Annotated in this window: 17 protein-coding genes; 9 read left to right on the top strand and 8 right to left on the bottom strand. The window is 59.8% G+C overall.

Annotation, left to right across the window (positions count from 1 at the left end):
- Positions 1-24: 24 nt before the first annotated feature.
- Genes fmt through HX801_RS17315 form a run of 4 tightly spaced genes read left to right on the top strand, consistent with a single transcriptional unit; the run spans position 25 to position 4017 of the window.
- Complete coding sequence (gene fmt / locus HX801_RS17330; protein ID WP_003213615.1) at positions 25-984, top strand: methionyl-tRNA formyltransferase; 960 nt, start codon at positions 25-27, stop codon at positions 982-984.
- Positions 981-2291, top strand: coding sequence for a 16S rRNA (cytosine(967)-C(5))-methyltransferase RsmB (gene rsmB, locus HX801_RS17325; protein ID WP_008439563.1), 1311 nt, complete (start codon positions 981-983; stop codon positions 2289-2291). The genes fmt and rsmB overlap by 4 nt, the downstream gene beginning before the upstream one ends.
- Positions 2292-2313: 22 nt before the next feature.
- Complete coding sequence (trkA, locus tag HX801_RS17320; RefSeq protein ID WP_003213611.1) at positions 2314-3687, top strand: Trk system potassium transporter TrkA; 1374 nt, start codon at positions 2314-2316, stop codon at positions 3685-3687.
- A gap of 18 nt (positions 3688-3705) precedes the next feature.
- Positions 3706-4017 carry a lipopolysaccharide assembly protein LapB gene (locus tag HX801_RS17315; protein ID WP_003213608.1) on the top strand — a complete coding sequence of 104 codons (312 nt, stop codon included), beginning with the start codon at positions 3706-3708 and terminating at the stop codon, positions 4015-4017.
- A gap of 134 nt (positions 4018-4151) precedes the next feature.
- Here HX801_RS17315 and HX801_RS17310 read toward each other — a convergent pair whose 3' ends face one another.
- Both HX801_RS17310 and HX801_RS17305 read right to left on the bottom strand, forming a co-directional pair.
- Positions 4152-5039 carry a lysophospholipid acyltransferase gene (locus HX801_RS17310; RefSeq protein ID WP_003213605.1) on the bottom strand — a complete coding sequence of 296 codons (888 nt, stop codon included), beginning with the start codon at positions 5037-5039 and terminating at the stop codon, positions 4152-4154.
- A gap of 40 nt (positions 5040-5079) precedes the next feature.
- Positions 5080-5637, bottom strand: coding sequence for a DNA-3-methyladenine glycosylase I (locus tag HX801_RS17305; RefSeq protein ID WP_087694571.1), 558 nt, complete (start codon positions 5635-5637; stop codon positions 5080-5082).
- A gap of 81 nt (positions 5638-5718) precedes the next feature.
- Here HX801_RS17305 and glyQ point away from each other — a divergent pair, with 81 nt between their 5' ends.
- The 4 genes from glyQ (at position 5719) to HX801_RS17285 (ending at position 10117) form a co-directional block, all read left to right on the top strand.
- Entirely contained in the window at positions 5719-6672 is a 954-nt protein-coding gene (gene glyQ, locus HX801_RS17300; protein ID WP_003213601.1) for a glycine--tRNA ligase subunit alpha, read from the top strand.
- Positions 6669-8723 carry a glycine--tRNA ligase subunit beta gene (gene glyS / locus HX801_RS17295; RefSeq protein WP_177022419.1) on the top strand — a complete coding sequence of 685 codons (2055 nt, stop codon included), beginning with the start codon at positions 6669-6671 and terminating at the stop codon, positions 8721-8723. The genes glyQ and glyS overlap by 4 nt, the downstream gene beginning before the upstream one ends.
- Before the next feature lie 2 nt (positions 8724-8725).
- Positions 8726-9262, top strand: a complete 537-nt coding sequence (gene gmhB, locus HX801_RS17290; RefSeq protein WP_176438638.1) for a D-glycero-beta-D-manno-heptose 1,7-bisphosphate 7-phosphatase — start codon at positions 8726-8728, stop codon at positions 9260-9262.
- An 84-nt stretch (positions 9263-9346) separates the two neighbouring features.
- Complete coding sequence (locus HX801_RS17285) at positions 9347-10117, top strand: 1-acyl-sn-glycerol-3-phosphate acyltransferase (protein WP_003213596.1); 771 nt, start codon at positions 9347-9349, stop codon at positions 10115-10117.
- A gap of 180 nt (positions 10118-10297) precedes the next feature.
- Here the strand turns inward: HX801_RS17285 and HX801_RS17280 are convergent, their stop codons facing one another.
- The 3 genes from HX801_RS17280 to HX801_RS17270 form a co-directional block, all read right to left on the bottom strand.
- On the bottom strand, positions 10298-12589 hold the full coding sequence (locus HX801_RS17280) for a CHASE2 domain-containing protein (protein ID WP_177022418.1): 2292 nt from the start codon (positions 12587-12589) through the stop codon (positions 10298-10300).
- 18 nt (positions 12590-12607) lie between these two features.
- A complete protein-coding gene (locus tag HX801_RS17275) occupies positions 12608-13603 on the bottom strand; it encodes a FecR domain-containing protein (protein ID WP_256344261.1) in 996 nt (331 codons plus the stop codon).
- A gap of 269 nt (positions 13604-13872) precedes the next feature.
- Entirely contained in the window at positions 13873-14124 is a 252-nt protein-coding gene (locus HX801_RS17270) for a hypothetical protein (protein WP_003213590.1), read from the bottom strand.
- 173 nt (positions 14125-14297) lie between these two features.
- Between HX801_RS17270 and HX801_RS17265 the strand changes: the two genes are divergently transcribed.
- Complete coding sequence (locus HX801_RS17265; protein ID WP_003213588.1) at positions 14298-15020, top strand: response regulator transcription factor; 723 nt, start codon at positions 14298-14300, stop codon at positions 15018-15020.
- 98 nt (positions 15021-15118) lie between these two features.
- Here the strand turns inward: HX801_RS17265 and gyrB are convergent, their stop codons facing one another.
- Genes gyrB through dnaN form a run of 3 tightly spaced genes read right to left on the bottom strand, consistent with a single transcriptional unit; the run spans position 15119 to position 19774 of the window.
- On the bottom strand, positions 15119-17542 hold the full coding sequence (gene gyrB, locus HX801_RS17260; protein WP_003213587.1) for a DNA topoisomerase (ATP-hydrolyzing) subunit B: 2424 nt from the start codon (positions 17540-17542) through the stop codon (positions 15119-15121).
- Positions 17543-17546: 4 nt separating this feature from the next.
- On the bottom strand, positions 17547-18650 hold the full coding sequence (gene recF, locus HX801_RS17255; RefSeq protein WP_003213585.1) for a DNA replication/repair protein RecF: 1104 nt from the start codon (positions 18648-18650) through the stop codon (positions 17547-17549).
- Between the two features lie 20 nt (positions 18651-18670).
- Positions 18671-19774 carry a DNA polymerase III subunit beta gene (dnaN, locus tag HX801_RS17250; protein ID WP_177022417.1) on the bottom strand — a complete coding sequence of 368 codons (1104 nt, stop codon included), beginning with the start codon at positions 19772-19774 and terminating at the stop codon, positions 18671-18673.
- Positions 19775-19813: the final 39 nt, after the last annotated feature.

Below are 19813 nucleotides of genomic sequence, written 5' to 3'. Positions count from 1 at the left end.
TTTTTCTTTTGTGAGACGTTTCCCATGACCGAGCCACTGCGCATCGTTTTTGCCGGCACCCCCGAATTCGCCGCCGAACACCTCAAGGCCCTGCTCGCCAGCCCTTATGAAATCGTGGCGGTCTACACCCAGCCCGATCGCCCGGCCGGTCGTGGGCAAAAACTGATGCCCAGCCCGGTCAAGCAGCTGGCACTGGAAAACAACATTGTGGTGCTGCAGCCGCCGACCCTGCGCAACGCCGATGCCCAGGCCGAACTGGCTGCGCTGAAGCCAGACCTGCTGGTGGTGGTGGCCTACGGCTTGATCCTGCCCCAGGCTGTGCTGGATATCCCGCGCCTGGGCTGCATCAACAGCCACGCCTCGCTGCTGCCTCGCTGGCGTGGCGCGGCACCGATCCAGCGTGCCGTCGAAGCCGGTGATGCGCAAAGCGGGGTGACCGTGATGCGCATGGAAGCAGGCCTGGACACCGGGCCGATGCTGCTGAAAGTCACCACCCCGATCACCGGGCAAGACACCGGCGGCAGCCTGCATGATCGCCTCGCCGAAATGGGCCCGCCGGCTGTCGTCCAGGCCATCGCAGGCCTGGCTGCCGGCACTCTGCAAGGTGAAGTTCAGGACGACAGCCTCGCCACCTACGCCCACAAATTGAACAAGGATGAAGCCCGCATCGACTGGAGCCGCCCGGCCGTTGAGCTGGAGCGTCTGGTGCGTGCCTTCAACCCGTGGCCGATCTGCCACAGCACGCTCAATGGCGAGGCCTTGAAAGTACTGGCCGCCACCCTGGCCGAAGGCAAGGGCGCCCCCGGCGAGATCATCGGCGCCAGCAAGGACGGCCTGTTGGTAGCGTGCGGTGAACAGGCGCTGTGTCTGACCCGTCTGCAATTGCCCGGCGGCAAGGCGCTGAACTTCAGCGATTTGTTCAACAGCCGCCGTGAGAAATTTGCCGTTGGCATCGTCCTCGGCCAAGCGGTGGACGCGCAATGAACCCACGTCTGGCCGCCGCCAAGGCCCTGGCCGCCGTGCTCAACGGCAAGGCTTCCCTCAATAGTTCGTTGCCGACCCAACTGGATAAAGTCGAAGACCGCGATCGCGGCTTTACCCAGGACCTGGCTTTCGGCACCGCCCGCTGGCAGCCGCGGTTGTCGGCGCTGGCGGCCAAGCTGCTGCAAAAGCCGTTCAAGGCCGCAGATGCCGATGTCGAGGCACTACTGCTGGTGGGCCTCTATCAACTGCTCTATACCCGCGTGCCGGCCCACGCCGCCATCGGCGAAACCGTCGGTTGCGCCGACAAATTGAAAAAGCCCTGGGCCAAAGCCTTGCTCAACGCCGTGCTACGCCGCGCCCAGCGCGAAAGCGAAGCGCTGCTGGCCGAACTGGAACATGACCCGGTGGTGCGCACCGCCCACCCGCGCTGGCTGCAAAAATCCCTGAAGGCATTCTGGCCCGAGCAATGGGAAGCCATCTGCGCGGCCAACAACGCGCACCCGCCGATGATCCTGCGGGTCAATCGCCGTCATCACACCCGCGACGCTTATCTCACATTGCTTGGCGAAGCCGGTGTAGCGGCCACGGCCTGCGTCTACAGCCAGGACGGCATCGTTCTTACAGAACCGGGCGATGTACGTAACCTGCCCGGGTTCGCCGAAGGCTGGATCAGCGTGCAGGACGAAGCCGCTCAACTGGCCGCCGACCTGCTGGACCTGGCCCCGGGCCAACGCGTACTGGACGCCTGTTGCGCCCCCGGCGGCAAGACCTGCCACATCATGGAAGTGCAAGCGGACCTGGCCGGTGTCGTCGCCGTCGACCTGGAAGCCAAGCGCCTGGTGCGTGTGCGGGAAAACCTCGCCCGCCTGGGCCTCAGCGCCGAGCTGATCGCCGCCGACGGCCGCGACACCGCCACCTGGTGGGACGGCAAGCCGTTCCAGCGCATCCTGCTGGACGCACCGTGCTCCGCCACCGGCGTGATCCGCCGCCACCCGGACATAAAGCTGACCCGCCAACCCGACGACATCGCCGCCCTGGCCGTGCTGCAAGGCGAGTTGCTGGACGCGTTGTGGCCGACCCTCGAAGTAGGCGGCATCCTGCTGTACGCCACCTGCTCGACGCTGCCTACCGAAAACACTGACGTCATCGAAGCCTTCCTTGCTCGCACTAGCGGCGCACGGGAACTGGACCTCGACATCCAGGCCGGGATCAAGCAGCCTCATGGCCGCCAGTTGCTGGCCCAGGAAGGCGGCCACGACGGGTTCTATTACGCCAAGCTGATCAAGATTGCCGCCGCTCGCGGCTGAATGGTTTTAAGGGAGTGACCGGATGAAAATCATCATCCTCGGCGCAGGGCAGGTTGGCGGTACGCTGGCCGAGCATTTGGCCAGCGAAGCCAACGACATCACCGTGGTCGACACCGACGCGGAGCGCCTGCGGGATTTGGGCGACCGTTTGGACATCCGTACCGTACAGGGCCGCGCCTCGTTTCCTACAGTGCTGCGCCAGGCCGGTGCCGACGATGCCGACATGCTGGTGGCGGTCACCAACAGTGACGAGACCAACATGGTCGCCTGCCAGGTCGCCCACACCCTGTTTCACACTCCGACCAAGATCGCCCGAGTGCGTGAGGCGGCCTACCTGACCCGCGCCGGACTGTTCGACAACGACGCGATCCCGGTCGATGTGCTGATCAGCCCGGAACAGGTGGTGACCCATTACATCAAGCGCCTGATCGAACACCCGGGCGCCTTGCAGGTGATCGACTTCGCCGAAGGCAAGGCACAGCTGGTGGCGGTCAAGGCCTACTACGGCGGGCCGTTGGTGGGCCAGCAACTGCGCCAGCTGCGCGAGCACATGCCCAACGTCGAGACGCGGGTGGCGGCGATCTTCCGTCGCGACCGGCCGATCCTGCCCCAGGGCGATACGGTGATCGAGGCTGACGACGAGGTGTTTTTCATCGCCGCCAAAGCGAACATTCGCGCGGTGATGAGCGAAATGCGCCGTCTGGATGAGACCTATAAACGCATCGTCATCGCCGGCGGCGGGCAGATCGGTGAGCGCTTGGCCGAGGCCATCGAAAGCCGCTACCAGGTGAAGATCATCGAGATGAATCCGGCACGCTGCCGGTATTTGTCCGACACCCTCGACAGCACCGTGGTCCTGCAGGGCAGCGCCTCGGATCGTGATCTGCTGCTGGAAGAAAACATCGCCGACGCCGATATCTTCCTGGCCCTGACCAACGATGACGAAGCCAACATCATGTCGTCGTTGCTGGCCAAGCGGCTGGGGGCGAAGAAGGTGATGACCATCATCAACAACCCGGCCTACGTCGACCTGATCCAGGGCGGCGATATCGATATCGCCATCAGCCCGCAACTGGCGACCATCGGCACCTTGCTGGCCCACGTGCGGCGCGGCGATATCGTCAGTGTGCACTCGTTGCGCCGGGGTGCGGCGGAAGCCATCGAGGCGATTGCCCACGGTGATTCAAAATCGAGCAAGGTGATTGGCAAGGCGATCCGCGATATCGGCCTGCCGCCGGGCACCACCATCGGCGCAATCATTCGCGATGAAGAAGTGATCATCGCCCACGACGACACGGTGATCGCCACGGGCGACCACGTGATTCTGTTCCTTGTGGATAAAAAACATATCCGCGATGTGGAGAAGCTGTTCCACGTGGGCCTGAGCTTTTTCTGATCAAACGGAGTGACCGACATGCTCGAATCCCTGGAAAAAATGCTCGCCAAGGGTGTGGATAACTCACTGCTGCGGTTTGGTTTGGGCAAGGGTTATCTTGATCTGAAGGACAACGCCAAGGCTGCCGAGCATTTGCAGAAATGCGTCGAGTTCGACCCGAAGTATTCGGCGGCGTGGAAGCTGTTGGGCAAGGCGCAGCTGGGGCAGGGTGATAACGCTGCAGCGCGGTTAGCTTGGGAGAAGGGTATTGAAGCGGCCCTGGCACATGGCGACAAGCAGGCCGAAAAGGAAATGACCGTATTCCTGAAGAAACTCGACCGCCAAGCTTAAGCAGAACCCAATGTGGGAGCGGGCTTGCTCGCGAAGGCGTCGTGTCAGTCACCGAATTTGTGTCTGATACACCGCCTTCGCGAGCAAGCCCGCTCCCACATTTTGTTTTGTGCCAACCTTGAGTCAGCCGTACATCAATACCACCGCGCCTCACCCGGCGGGCGTTTCTTGAAGCGTTTCATGCTCCACATGTACTGGCTCGGGTAAGCCCCCACATAGCGCTCCACCACCTTGCTCATCGCCGCACACGAAGTGGCTGTATCGGTGCTGTACATGTCTTCCGGCGCCGCTTCCAGGATCACTTTGTAGCCCGAGCCATCCGGCAGCCGCAGGGCATGCAGGAACACCCCGACCGCCTTGTGCCCCGCCAGCATGTTCGGCACGAACTTGCTGGTCAGCGCCTGGGTGGCGAAGAACGGCACGAAGATCCCGGCCGATTCCGCCGGCTCCGGATCCGCAGGAATCCCCACCTGGCCGCCTTTGCGCACTTCCTTGATGACACTGAGGATGCCTTCCTTGGTGGACGCCGCCACGCGGTTACCCAGTTGCACCCGCTGTTTGCGCAGCAAGTCATCCACCGCCTTGAGCTTCGGCGGGCGGTAGAAAATGATCGGTTTGCATTGGCTGCAATAGAAGTGGTTCAACACTTCCCAGTTGCCCAGGTGGCTGGTGATGCCGACCACGCCTTTGCCCGAGGCCAGGGCTTCGTGCAGCACTTCCAGGCCTTCGACCTCGCGCACCAGGTCGATGGAACGCTGGGCCGGCCAGATCCAGGCGCAGGCGCTTTCGGTCAGGGACTTGCCGATGTCCATCAGGCTGCGTCCAACGAGACGCTCGCGCTCGGCCGGATCCATGTCCGGGAAGCATTTGGACAGGTTGATCCGCACCGTCTCACGGGAACGGTTGGGGGTTTTCCACATGATCCAGCCAATTGCCGAACCGACCGCTTGCACCGCGCGCCAGGGCAGCAGGGCAAACAACCGAAGAGCGCCTACCAGCAAGGCGCCTTTAAACTTTTCCACAGGTCACTCCTGATCGTGTGTGGTGCGCAAAGCCGCCATTCTAACCGGCGTTGGCGAGGTCCGCGTAACGGTCGCAGTCCTGAGTGTGGTCCATGACCATGCCCGAGGCCTGCATGAACGCGTAACAGATGGTCGGCCCGACGAAGGTGAAGCCGGCTTTTTTCAAGGCTTTGCTCATGGCCTCAGCCTCCGGCGTAATGGCCGGAACCTGGCTGCGGTCCTTGAAATGATTGACCTTGGGCACGCCGCCCACAAACGACCACAGAAACTCCACGGGGTCCTGCAGCGCCAGCCAGGCGGCGGCATTGCGCCGGGTGGCATTGAGTTTCAGGCGGTTACGCACGATGCCCGGATCGAGCATCAGCGCTTCGATCTCGGCATCGCTCAGTTGGGCCAGACGCTGCGCATCAAAGCCGAACAAGACCTTTCGATAATGCTCGCGTTTGCGTAAAACGGTGATCCAGGACAGGCCCGCCTGGAACCCTTCGAGCAAAAGCAACTCGAACAGTCCCTGCGCATCGCGCAGCGGCGTTCCCCACTCCTGATCGTGATAAGCCATGTACAGCGGATCTTCAGAACACCAAAAGCAGCGTGGCATAAGGCTCCAGGGGATGGTGGCGCGGCCGAATCGGGTATACTCCCGCTCTTTAAATCGCAGCCCAAGTAACAGGTGAATTTCGTGAGCCAGCCTACGCCAGCCGTGCGTACCTTCCAAGACTTGATCCTCGCCCTCCAGCAATACTGGGCCGAGCAAGGTTGTGTGGTACTTCAGCCCTACGATATGGAAGTAGGCGCCGGCACTTTCCACACCGCTACCTTCCTGCGGGCCATCGGCCCGGAAACCTGGAACGCCGCTTATGTGCAGCCCAGTCGTCGCCCGACTGACGGCCGCTACGGCGAAAACCCGAACCGCCTGCAGCACTACTACCAGTTCCAGGTGGTTCTGAAGCCAAACCCGGACAACTTCCAGGAGCTGTACCTGGGCTCGTTGAAACATGTCGGCCTGGACCCGCTGGTCCACGACATCCGTTTCGTCGAAGACAACTGGGAATCGCCAACCCTGGGCGCCTGGGGCCTGGGCTGGGAAGTCTGGCTCAACGGCATGGAAGTGACGCAGTTCACTTACTTCCAGCAAGCCGGCGGCATCGAGTGCTACCCGGTGACCGGCGAGATCACCTACGGTCTCGAGCGCCTGGCCATGTACCTGCAAGGCGTGGACTCGGTCTACGACCTGGTGTGGGCTGACGGCCCGTTCGGCAAGGTGACCTACGGCGACGTGTTCCACCAGAACGAAGTGGAGCAGTCGACCTACAACTTCGAACACGCCAACGTCGAGAAGCTGTTCGAACTGTTCGACTTCTATGAAAGCGAAGCCAAGCGCCTGATCGAACTGGATCAGCCGTTGCCGTTGCCAAGCTATGAAATGGTTCTGAAGGCATCCCACACCTTCAACCTGCTGGACGCCCGTCGTGCCATCTCGGTAACTGCGCGCCAGCAATACATCCTGCGTGTACGCACCCTGGCGCGTTCCGTCGCCCAAGCCTACCTGTTGGCTCGCGCCAAGCTGGGCTTCCCGATGGCCACCCCGGACCTGCGTGATGAAGTGTTGGCTAAGCTGGAGGCTGCACAATGAGTGCTCAAGATTTCCTGGTTGAACTGGGCACCGAAGAGCTGCCACCCAAGGCCCTGAATACCCTGGCCGACGCATTCCTGGCCGGTATCGAAAAAGGCCTGCAAACCGCTGGCCTGAAGTTCGCCGCAAAAAAAGTCTACGCCGCGCCGCGCCGACTGGCTGTGTTGCTCACCGCACTGGAAACCCAGCAGCCGGACCGCAGCATCAACCTCGACGGCCCGCCACGCCAGGCCGCCTTCGATGCTGAAGGCAACCCGACTCAAGCCGCCCTTGGTTTTGCCAAGAAGTGTGGCGTCGAGCTGAGCGAAATCGACCAGAGTGGCCCGAAGCTGCGTTTCAGCCAGGTCATCACCGGCAAGCCGACCGCCAGCCTGTTGCCGACCATCATTGAAGACTCGCTGAACGACCTGCCGATTCCCAAGCGCATGCGCTGGGGTGCCCGCAAGGAAGAGTTCGTGCGCCCGACCCAATGGCTGGTGATGCTGCTCGGTGACCAGGTCATCGACTGCACCATCCTCGCCCAGAAGGCCGGCCGTGATTCACGTGGCCACCGCTTCCACCATCCGGAAGCCGTGCGCATCACCGCGCCCGCCAACTACCTCAATGACCTGCGTGCAGCCTATGTGCTGGCGGATGCCAATGAGCGCCGCGAGCTGATCAGCAAGCGTACCGAAGAGCTGGCCCGCCTGCAGGAAGGCACCGCCATCGTGCCGCCAAGCCTGCTGGACGAAGTGACCGCTTTGGTTGAATGGCCAGTGCCGCTGGTGTGCTCGTTCGAGGAGCGTTTCCTCGACGTGCCGCAGGAAGCGCTGATCACCACCATGCAGGACAACCAGAAGTATTTCTGCCTGCTGGACGTCGACGGCAAGCTGCTGCCGCGCTTCATCACCGTGGCCAACATCGAAAGCAAGGACCCGCAGCAGATCATCGCCGGTAACGAAAAAGTCGTTCGCCCGCGCCTGACTGACGCCGAGTTCTTCTTCAAGCAAGACAAGAAGCAGAAGCTCGAAGACTTCAACCTGCGCCTGCAGAACGTGGTGTTCCAGGAAAAACTCGGCAGCGTATACGACAAGGCCGTACGGGTTTCCAAGCTGGCGGCCTACATCGCGCCACGCATTGGTGGCGATGCTGCCTGGGCTGCGCGTGCCGGCCTGCTGTCCAAGTGCGACCTGGCCACCGAGATGGTCGGCGAGTTCCCGGAGATGCAAGGTGTTGCCGGTTACTACTACGCCCTGAATGATGGCGAGCCGCAGGACGTCGCCCTCGCGCTGAACGAGCAGTACATGCCGCGCGGTGCCGGCGCCGAGCTGCCGACCACCCTCACCGGTGCGGCCGTGGCCATCGCTGACAAGCTGGATACCCTCGTCGGTATCTTCGGTATCGGCATGTTGCCTACCGGCAGCAAAGACCCGTATGCGCTGCGCCGTGCGGCCCTGGGCGTGCTGCGCATCCTGATCGACAAGAAGCTCGACCTCGACCTGACCCAGGCCGTGGTGTTTGCGGTTGGCCAGTTCGGTGCCAAGGTCAAGCAAGCGGGCCTGGCCGAGCAAGTGCTGGAGTTCGTGTTCGACCGTCTGCGTGCGCGTTACGAAGACGAAGGCGTGGACGTTTCGGTGTACCTGTCGGTACGTGCCCTGCAACCAGGTTCGGCGCTGGACTTCGACCAGCGTGTGCAGGCCGTACAGGCCTTCCGCAAGCTGCCGGAAGCCGGTGCCCTGGCCGCCGTGAACAAGCGTGTGTCGAACCTGCTGAGCAAGGCCGACAACCTCGGCAATGCCGAAGTCGACCCGGGCCTGTTTGCCGATGCCAAGGAGTTCTCGCTGAACTCGGCCATCGCCAAGGCAGAAAATGCAGTGAAGCCGCTGATCGCCGAACGCAACTACGCCGAAGCCTTGGCGCGCCTGGCCACCTTGCGTGAGCCGGTGGATGCGTTCTTCGAAGCGGTGATGATCAATGCCGAAGACGCGGGCGTGCGGAAAAACCGCTACGCCATGCTGGCGCGCCTGCGCGGCCTGTTCATCAATATCGCTGACATTTCCGTGCTGAGCTGACCATGTTGAAACTGCTGATTCTCGACCGGGACGGAGTGATCAATTACGACTCCGACGCTTACATCAAATCGGTGGCGGAATGGATTCCACTGCCCGGCTCGATCGAGGCCATCGCGCAGTTGAGCAAAGCGGGCTGGACAGTGGCCATCGCCACCAACCAGTCCGGCATCGCCCGCGGCTACTACGACATCGCCACCCTCGACGCCATGCACGCGCGCCTGCGCACGCTGGTGGCCGAGCAGGGCGGTGACGTAGGGCTGGTGGTGTATTGCCCGCACGGTCCGGATGAAGGCTGCGATTGCCGCAAGCCCAAACCGGGTATGCTTAAAACTATTGCTGAACATTACAACGTGCCGTTGGCTGGGCTATGGTTTGTCGGGGACAGCCTCGGTGACCTGGAAGCCGCCAAAGCCGTCGACTCTCAGCCAGTTTTGGTAAAAACCGGGAAAGGCGAAAAGACCCAGGCTAAAACCCTGCCGGTAGGTACTTTGATTTTTGACGATCTGGCGGCGGTTGCCGCAGAACTTATCAACAACTAGCAGCCCTTCTGACTTCCTGACCAAGGACTGTTCGGGAGCGCGCTTTTAACAGGCGGGCGTTGTCCCGCAACGGTAAATGCCGCCATGTCGATTTTGCAGGCCATCAGAACCTTCTTCTTTTACCTGCTGTTGGGCACCAGCTCTTTTCTCTGGTGCACCCTGAGCTTTTTTATCGCGCCTTTCCTGCCGTTCAAGGCGCGCTATCGTTTCATCAACGTCTTTTGGTGCAACTGCGCGCTGTGGTTGACCAAGGTGTTCCTGAACATTCGTTTCGAGATCAAGGGCGCCGAAAACGTCCCGGACCAGCCTTGTGTGATTCTGTCGAACCACCAGAGCACCTGGGAAACCTTTTTCCTGTCTGCGTATTTCTCGCCCCTGAGCCAAGTGCTCAAGCGTGAGCTGCTGTACGTGCCATTCTTCGGCTGGGCCATGGCCATGCTGCGACCGATCGCCATCGACCGCGACAACCCCAAGGCCGCACTCAAGCATGTGGCCAAGAAGGGCGATGAGCTGTTGAAGGATGGGGTTTGGGTGCTGATCTTCCCTGAAGGCACACGCGTGCCCTACGGCACTGTGGGCAAGTTCTCACGTGGCGGTACGGCCCTGGCGGTGAACGCCGGGCTGCCGGTGCTGCCAATTGCCCACAATGCCGGCAAGTTCTGGCCAAAGACCGGCTGGGCCAAGCGTGAAGGCACCATCACTGTAATCATTGGCGAGCCCATGTATGCCGAGGGCGAAGGCCCACGTGCCATTGCAGCGCTGAACGACCGTGCCCAGGCATGGAATGAAGCGCAACAAAGGGCCATGGGTTCGTTGCCGCCGGAGCCGGTTGTGGTCGACACGCCGGTGATTTGAGTTTCTGTGGATAACCTGTGTACGGTTTGTTGGCGAATTGCGCTTTTTAGCTTATAGGCTGCTGATTTACTTACATATTTCCCAAGCTCATAAAACGGCGGAAAAGGTGCATAAGTTTTTTCCGCATTAAAAAACCGGTCCTTGAGACCGGTTTTTTATGCACAGGTGAAAAGCCGCGATTCAGTCTCGCCACAATGGCAGTTGAAGGATGAAGGTCGTACCTTTATCCACCTCGCTCTCGCAGCGAATTCTCCCACCGTGACGATCCACGACGGCCTTGACCATGGTCAGCCCCAACCCCAATCCTTCACTGCCTTGAGCCGAGGCGAAGCGCCGGTATTGAGCGAAGAGTTCGGGCAAATCCTGCGGGGAGATTCCTCGCCCCTGGTCGCTGATACGGCACTGCAAAGCGTCTTTATGGCTGGTCAGGCTTAACGTAACGGTGGTGCCCGATGGGCTGTATTTCACCGCATTTTCCAACAGGTTGAACAAGGCTCGGGTCAGCAGCGATTGGTCTGCCCACACCGTTTCTTCGCCGTCTTCATCCAGGTGATGGACCAGGCGAATGCCTTTCAACTGGGCGTGCACTGCGACTTGATCAAATGCGTCGAGCACCAACATGGCGAACAGGCTGGGCTGGAATTGGTAGCCATCGGATTCGGCTTTCGCCAGCTGCACGAATGATTCGGTCAGGTTCAGGGCACGGCGGACTTGTTGTTCGATCTGCGCAAATATCGGCGCGGCGGTGTCCTGAACATCCAACAGGGCCAGGATCGCCGAATGCGGCGCACGCAAGTCATGGGACAGAAAGCGCAGCAGGGTCTCCCGTTGCTGCTGGGCATCACGCTCAATGCTCAGGTCTGTGAGGCTCAGCAGCCAGCCAAGGGCCACGTCACCGTCTGCGGGCAGCAGCGGAGCCAGGTCGAGGCGCAGGCTGCGGTCAAGGGTGTCGCGGAACTCGACAATCTCCAGCGTCGACAGGGCAGGGCGAACACCGTCCTGCAGCGGTGGATAACCTAATGTGGCGAGCTGATCCAAGAGGTTTTCGGCCACCAGTTCATTGTCGAACACATCGCGGGCAATTCGATTGGCCAGCAGGACGTTGCCCTTGGGATCGGTAATCAAGGTTGCTACAGGCAAACATTCCAGCCCATCGGCCATGAAGCGACGAGTGTCCCGGGTACGGCTGACCGCTTGTTCGAGGGCGAAGATTCGTCCCTGCAATACATCACCCTGGCTGGCGGGCGCTCGACGGCGCTCCGGGAGCACTTTGGGTTCGTTGTCCAGGCGTGCCAGTTCCCAGCCGAAGTAGGCCAGGATCACGCTCAGGCGCCGCCAGTTCCAGATCAGGTAGCTGAGCAGCATGCCAATCAGACTTGCTGCCGGCGACCACCAATGGCCCAGGCGCAACAGGCCCCATGAACCCAGAAGCGCAGCCCCCATGCAACCGAGGGTCAGCCACAGTGCATAACGCGGGCGAAACAGCAGAAGGCCCAACAGCACCGCGACCATCGCGGTGGCCAGTAGCGTCGCCATCCACACGGGCAGATCGACAATACTGCGCCCTTGCAGCAAGCCATTGAGAATATTTGCCTGGATCTCCACGCCCGGGGTGGTGCCGACACTGGCCGAAAGCGGCGTGACATAACGGTCGCCCATGCCCGGTGCCGTAGCGCCAATCAGGATCAAGCGGTCGCGCAGCAACTCGGATGGCACCTCCCCGCGCAAGACACTGATATACGGCACGCTGGGAAAGCCGGCATGACTGGCAATAAAAGGAATTCGAATGGCATTTTCCCGCTGCCAGCTGGAGCTTTCCGACGGACCAGGTGCGCCCGGCATTCCGGATCGCTGGCCGCTCAGTTCAAACGCCAGCCAAGCTAACTGCGGTGTCAAATTACCGGGTGGACCTTCACGCAAATACAGGCTTCGAACGATGCCGTCGCTGTCCGCTTCCACGTTGATATGGCCGACGCTACGGGCGCAATCACGCAAGGGCAACACAGGCAGGATTTGCGCCACAGGCTGGCCGTAGCGTGGCGAACCTTCACGAATCAAAGGCAACAGGACGTTGCCAGCGCTGCACATAGCCTCGGCCAGGCGCAGGTCATTGGCTGGCTCCCGGGCGGGCTCGCTGAAGATCACATCAAACAGGATGCCGGCAGGCTTGGCGGCGCTCAGCCGATCAAGCAGGTCGGCATGCACACGTCGGGACCACGGCCATTGGCCGAGCTCCTTCAGGCTTCGGTCGTCGATCGTTACCAGCAGGATGCGTGGATCCACCGATAAAGGCGCCAGCCGGCGGAGGCTGTCATACAGCGGGTTATTGAGGGCCAGGCCAGGGCTCAGGGACAGGAAGGCCGTGATGGGTAATAGCAACAGGCTGACCCACAGCCATTCGCGCACCAGGCCATTGAACAGCCGCTGAGCCTGAGTCGGTTGGCGCTTTTCAGCCCTGTGCCACAGCCTCACCGGCTCGCGTCCAGGGCACTACTGAACGCGGTTCGCGGGTGGGTAATAGAAAATGTCATAAACCCCGGTTTCTCCCTCAAGCCCGTGTTCATCATATGCCGACAAGCGAACGTGATAGAACGATGCTTTCAGCCCAGTGAAGCGCATTTGCGGCTTGTCGGAGAAATTTTCCTGCTTGATGTTCAGAAACTCCTTATCGGTCGCGACCTGGGCCCGGTAGCGTTGGGCCCCGGCCAATGGCCGCAGGAACAGGGTCCAGACAGGCGCATCGCCCTTTTGGCCGTCCTGGCCGACCAACCGTGGCGCATCAAGCAGTTCCACGGGTTTGAGTTCGCCTTGTTTCTTGAACGCGAGGCCCTGCCGCGCACCAACCTTTACTTCACCAGAGACTGGACCGGTAATGGGCTTCTTCTTGATAGGGCGCGGGCTCGGTGGAGCGTCATCACGATTGACCGCCACTTGCCCGTTGAGTACTTCCACCAGCGATTGTTCGCCATCGTTACGCACACGGAAATGCGTGCCGCGTACCCCTAGAACGCCCACCGGGGTCATGATCTGGAAACGGTCATAGTCGCTGGCACGCTTGATCACGTAAGCCTCGACCTGACCTTCTTCAAGAATCACCTGGGGAATGGATTGCTCCTCGACCAGATGCAATCGGACCTGGGAGCTGGAGGGCAAGACAATCCGCGAGCCGTCCCCCAGCAACAGGCTGACAAATGCGCCCGATGAGGTTTTTACGCTTTCTTGTTCATCGATGAACATGCCTTCTTCCAGGGCCGTGGACACACCCTTGGCATCCAGTTTCCAGGCTTCACCCGTGAGGTGCTGCACCACTGCCGGAAGCGGTTGCGCGCGGCACATCCGGTTGTCGTCGATATAGGGTGCACGGGGAGGGGAAGGGCGTGCCAAGGCCGGAAGACTCACTACGCCAAGCGTAACGATCAGGCCCGAACTCAACAGCGTAGTAGCGGCAGAGCGGAATCGGCAAGGGAAAAAGGTCATGGCGCTCATCAAGATTCTAGTTCTAATGGGTCATCAGAAAGCACTTTCAGGCAGCGTCTTGCAGCGGGAAGACCTTGAGTACCGTCTACGATACTCGATGAGGTATCCAGTCGATAGCCGAAATATCTGGGAGCGTGAGATCCATTGCAGAAGATGACACGTCCCTGTGTCGGAGCACCTCCGTCGCTCCAATCCGTGTGTCATCCAGCGAGAGCGAATTTACCTACAACATAGGTGCATCGGACCGATTCGCAACATTTGTTCAGATTTGCGGGTACTTAAAATACCCAACGTTGGGTCTGCTGCTGTTCGCTGAGTTGCTGAAACGGTGAACGGGCGAAGCCCATGCCATTGCCGGGCTCACTCAAAGTCTGCCGTTCCTCGAACGGCATAGGTATCGCCGGCTTATTGGCCCCGACCGTTTCCGTGCCCAGCGTAGCAACCATCACCACCAATACCAGTCTTCCCCATACATCAACCTTCCCCAGAACGGCCATACGTCTCGAAACAGCATAAAACCAGATTGCCATTGATCCTTTTCCTGAAGGTCTCGAGCCGGTATCTTCCCAGCTTGGGTGTTGACGATTTCCAATGGCTTGCGGCCATTTGATATCAGCGTACCGAGAGATTCAGAGGGCCTGAGAATCTGGCCATAATTGTTCAGATTCGATGCCCGCATTCTTCAATAAGAAAGGACCCTGCCATGCGTGTCGCAATACTGGATGACGAACCTGCTGAACTGCGGCGGGTGGAACAGACACTGCGACAAATCCCCAGCGCTGCGGATCAGCCATGGACCCTGCACTGCTTCGAGCGTGGAGAAGACCTGCTGCGACAACTGCGCCGCGAGACCTTCGACTTGCTGATCCTTGACTGGCAACTGCCCGACCTCAGTGGCCTGGCATTGCTGCGCTGGACCCGCGAGCACATGGAAGCGCCGCCAGCCGCCATCATGCTTACCAGCCGCGATGCCGAGAGCGATATCGTCCAGGCGCTGAACAGTGGTGCCGATGATTACGTCAGCAAGCCGTTTCGTCCCAATGAGCTTAAGGCTCGGGTGAATGCCGTTCTGCGTCGCCACGGGTTGCAGAAGTCTGCAGCCAGTGAGGTGCATACCTTCAATGACCTGACCTTTGATGATGCTGAACTCACGGTGAGCAGGGCGGGAAAACCCATCAGCCTGACGGAGCGCGAATACCGCCTGGCGCGGTGCCTGTTTGAGAACCTGGCGCGGCCGCTGTCTCGAGAGTACCTGTATGAACGGTTCTGGACCCATGAGGAGATGGTGTCGTCGCGGCCGCTGGATACGCATATTTATCGGCTGCGGAATAAGCTCGGGCTGACGGCGGATCGGGGTTGGCAGTTGCTGACGATCTATGGGTACGGATATCGGTTGGAGAGTGTGACGGCGGCTTCCGAGGACTGAGATGTTCCACGTGGAGCATTTATAAAATGCTCATATCCAGCCCATAAAAAAGGCCAACGCTAAGCGTTGGCCTTTTTTGTTTTTGCGCTGCAACCTGATCAGAAGTCCAGGTTGGAAACCGCCAGGGCATTGCTCTCGATGAAGTCACGACGAGGCTCGACCGCATCACCCATCAGGGTGTTGAAGATCTGGTCCGCGCCAATGGCGTCTTCGATGGTCACGCGCAGCATGCGACGCTGGGCTGGGTCCATGGTGGTTTCCCACAGCTGATCCGGGTTCATTTCGCCCAGACCTTTGTATCGCTGAATGGTATGGCGCTTGGTGCTTTCCGCCATCAACCAGTCCAGGGCTTCCTTGAACTCTTTGACCGCTTTCTTGCGCTCGCCACGCTGAATGTAAGCACCGTCGTCCAGCAGGGTGCTCAGTTGCGCGCCGAGGGTAACAACCGTCTTGTAGTCGTTGCTGCCGAAGAAGTCGCGGTTGAAGGTGACGTAGTTCGACAGGCCGTGGGAGATCAGTTCGACCTCTGGCAGCCAGACGTTACGTTCACGGTCTTCACGCAGGCTGGCTTTGTAGACCAGGCCGGATTTTTCAACGGTACGCAGGCGGACTTCGTACTGGGCCAACCAAGCCTGCATGTGGGCATGATCACCCAACTGTTCCAGGCTGACGGATGGCAGGTAGATGAAGTGCTCGGTCAGCTCCTGAGGGTACAGGCGCGACAAACGCTTGAGGGTCTTCATCACCATGCGGAAGTCGTTTACCAGGCGCTCCAACGCTTCACCGGAGATGCCCGGGGCTTCGTCGTTCAAGTGCAGGCTCGCATCTTCCAGGGCCGACTGCGTCATGTACTCTTCCATGGCGTCGTCGTCTTTGATGTATTGCTCTTGCTTGCCTTTTTTCACTTTGTACAACGGCGGCTGGGCGATGTAGATGTAGCCACGCTCGATCAACTCCGGCAACTGACGGAAGAAGAACGTCAGCAGCAGGGTGCGGATGTGCGAACCGTCAACGTCAGCATCGGTCATGATGATGATGTTGTGGTAGCGCAGCTTGTCGATGTTGTACTCATCGCGGCCGATGCCACAGCCCAGGGCGGTGATCAAGGTGCCGACTTCCTGCGAGGAAATCATCTTGTCGAAACGCGCCTTCTCGACGTTGAGGATCTTACCCTTCAACGGCAGGATGGCCTGGGTGCGACGGTTGCGACCCTGCTTGGCGGAACCGCCAGCAGAGTCACCTTCCACCAGGTACAGTTCGGAGAGGGCAGGGTCTTTCTCCTGGCAGTCAGCCAGTTTGCCCGGCAGGCCGGCGATATCCAGCGCACCTTTACGACGCGTCATCTCACGGGCTTTACGCGCCGCTTCACGAGCCCGTGCTGCGTCGATCATCTTGCCGACAACCAGCTTGGCTTCGTTCGGGTTTTCCAGCAGGAAGTCGGAGAAGTACTTGCCCATTTCCTGTTCGACCGCTGTCTTCACTTCGGAGGACACCAGCTTGTCTTTGGTCTGGGAGCTGAACTTCGGATCCGGAACCTTGACCGAGATAATGGCGGTCAGGCCTTCGCGGGCATCGTCACCGGTGGTGGCGACTTTGTGTTTCTTCGCCAAGCCTTCCGCTTCGATGTAGGTGTTCAGGTTACGCGTCAGTGCAGAACGGAAACCCACCAAGTGAGTACCGCCATCGCGCTGAGGAATGTTGTTGGTGAAGCACAACAGGTTCTCGTTGAAGCTGTCGTTCCACTGCAGGGCGATTTCTACGCCGATGCCGTCTTCACGCTGGATGTTGAAGTGGAACACCTGATTGACCGCGGTCTTGTTGGTGTTCAGGTATTCAACGAACGCACGCAGACCGCCTTCGTACTTGAACAGCTCTTCCTTGCCGCTGCGTTCGTCCTTGAGGACGATACCCACACCGGAGTTCAGGAAAGACAGTTCACGAATCCGCTTGGCCAGAATGTCCCAGCTGAAGTGGATGTTCTTGAAGGTTTCAGCCGAAGGCTTGAAGTGAATCTGCGTACCAGTGCTTTCGCTGTCACCGACGATTTTCATCGGTTCCTGTGGAACACCATGAACGTAAGTCTGTTCCCAGATCTTGCCGCTACGACGTACAGTCAGGATCAGCTCTTCAGAAAGGGCGTTTACTACCGAAACACCTACACCGTGCAAACCGCCGGATACTTTATAGGAGTTATCGTCGAACTTACCGCCGGCGTGGAGCACGGTCATGATGACCTCTGCCGCCGAAACGCCTTCTTCTTTATGCACATCTACCGGAATGCCGCGACCGTTGTCGCGTACGGTGATGGATTCGTCCGGGTGGATGATGATGCTGATGTCGTCGCAGTGACCGGCCAAAGCTTCGTCGATCGAGTTATCGACCACCTCGAACACCATGTGGTGCAGACCGCTGCCATCATCGGTATCACCGATGTACATACCGGGACGTTTGCGTACGGCATCCAAACCTTTAAGCACTTTAATGCTGGTCGAGTCGTACGTATTCGTATTTTCTTCGCTCATGCCTTCACTCCCGATGGTCGTGGGTCTGGGTGATACGGCCTTGTTCCACGTGGAACAAAGCGACTGGCGTTTCCGTCTGCCAGCCTTCCCTCAATAATTCGTGGTCTACACAGGTGATAAACACCTGGCAGCGTAAGTCTTCCAACAAGCGGCATAACGCGCGGCGGTGCTGCTCGTCCAGTTCGGACGGCAAGTCATCCACCAGATAAATACATTGCCCGCGCCGGGCCTGGCTAACCAGATGCCCCTGGGCGATACGCAAAGCGCAGACCACCAACTTCTGCTGACCGCGGGACAAGATATCCGCAGCATTATGTGCGCCCAATCTAAGGCGCAAATCAGCCCGTTGTGGTCCGGCCTGGGTGTGACCAATTTGCTGATCCCGTTGCAAGGACGTCGCGAGCACTGCACTCAGTTCCCGGTCTTTGTCCCAACCACGGTAGTAGCTCAACGTCAGCCCCTCGAGTTCAAGTAACTCGCTCAAGGTCTGCTCAAAGACTGGTTTCAAGGCTTTGATATAGGCGCGGCGGTATTCATCTATTTCAGCGCTGGCCAGGCACAGTTCCCGGTCCCAAGCAGCTTGCGAAGCGGCGTCAAGTGTACCATGCCGCAGCCATGAGTTCCGCTGCCGCAGGGCCTTCTGCAGGCGCTGCCAAGTGGCCATGAAACGCGGTTCCACGTGGAACACTCCCCAATCGAGGAATTGCCTGCGGATTTTTGGCGCGCCTTCCAGCAAGCGGAAGCTGTCCGGGTTGATCAGTTGCAGCGGCAGGATTTCTGCCAGCTGCGCAGCACTACGAGCATTCTGCCCATCGATGCGGATTTGAAACTCCCCCTGACGATCACGAGAAATCCCCAGGCTGCTATGACCGCCTTCGGCCAATTCGACTTGGCCAAATACTGTGCACGCCAGTTGCTCGTACTGAATCACCGGCAACAAGCGGGCACTGCGAAAGGAACGAGCGAGCCCCAGCAGGTGAATGGCTTCCAGCACGCTGGTTTTGCCACTGCCGTTGGCGCCGTGGAGGATATTGATGCGGGGGGAGGGGGAGAAGGTCACCGGGTGCAAATTGCGCACCGCGGTGACCGAGACGCGACTGAGGGACATCTAGCTTCTGCTGAACATGATTACAGGCGCATCGGCATGACAACGTAAGCCGAGTCATCGTTGTCGGATTCTTGTACCAGGGCGCTGCTGTTGGAGTCAGACAGAATCAGGCGAACCTGTTCAGTGGTCATCACGCCCAGCACGTCCAGCAGGTAGCTGACGTTGAAGCCGATTTCCAGGTTGCCGCCGTTGTAGTCGACGCCCACTTCTTCTTCCGCTTCTTCCTGCTCAGGGTTATTCGCCTGGATTTTCAGTTGGCCCTTGGCCAATTGCAGGCGGATACCACGGTATTTCTCGTTGGAAAGAATGGCGGTACGGCTGAACGCTTCACGCAGGGCCTGACGATCACCAATCACCAGCTTGTCGCCGCCTTTAGGCAGAACGCGCTCGTAATCCGGGAACTTGCCGTCAACCAGCTTGGAAGTGAAGGTGAACTCGCCAGTGGTCGCGCGGATGTGGTGCTGGCCCAGCACGATACTGACATTGCCATCCGGCTCAGTCAGCAGGCGCGCGAGTTCCAGAATACCTTTACGCGGCACGATCACCTGGTGGCGATCCGGCTGACCGATATCGGCTTTCATCGAGCACATGGCCAGTCGGTGACCGTCGGTGGCTACGGCGCGGATGATGCCTTCGGAGACTTCCAGCAGCATGCCGTTAAGGTAATAACGCACGTCCTGCTGGGCCATGGCGAAGCTGGTGCGCTCGATCAAACGGCGCAGTCGGCTTTGTTCCAGGCTGCAGGTCAGCGAGCCTGGGCCTTCTTCCACGGTCGGGAAGTCGTTGGCCGGCAAGGTCGACAGGGTGAAACGGCTGCGACCGGCCTTGACCACCAGCTTTTGCTCATCAACCTTGATGTCGATCAGCGCGTCGTTGGGCAGGCTTTTGCAGATGTCCATCAGCTTGCGCGCCGGCACGGTGATCTCGCCGGGTTCGGCGGGCTCTTCGAGCTGGACGCGACCGACCAGCTCGACTTCCAGGTCGGTACCGGTCAAGGACAATTGCTGGCCTTCGACAACCAGCAATACGTTGGAAAGCACCGGCAAGGTCTGTCGGCGCTCGACGACGCCTGCGACCAGTTGCAGGGGTTTCAACAGGGCTTCGCGTTGAATGGTGAAATGCATGGTCTAGTCCCTTGCCTTAATAAGCTGCGCTGGTGTTCA

Origin of the sequence: Pseudomonas sp. G1002 (assembly GCF_013385455.1) — a bacterium.
Taxonomy (GTDB): Bacteria; Pseudomonadota; Gammaproteobacteria; order Pseudomonadales; family Pseudomonadaceae; genus Aquipseudomonas.
Note: the sequence above shows the minus strand (reverse complement) of the source record. Positions and strands in the feature narration are given on the sequence as shown.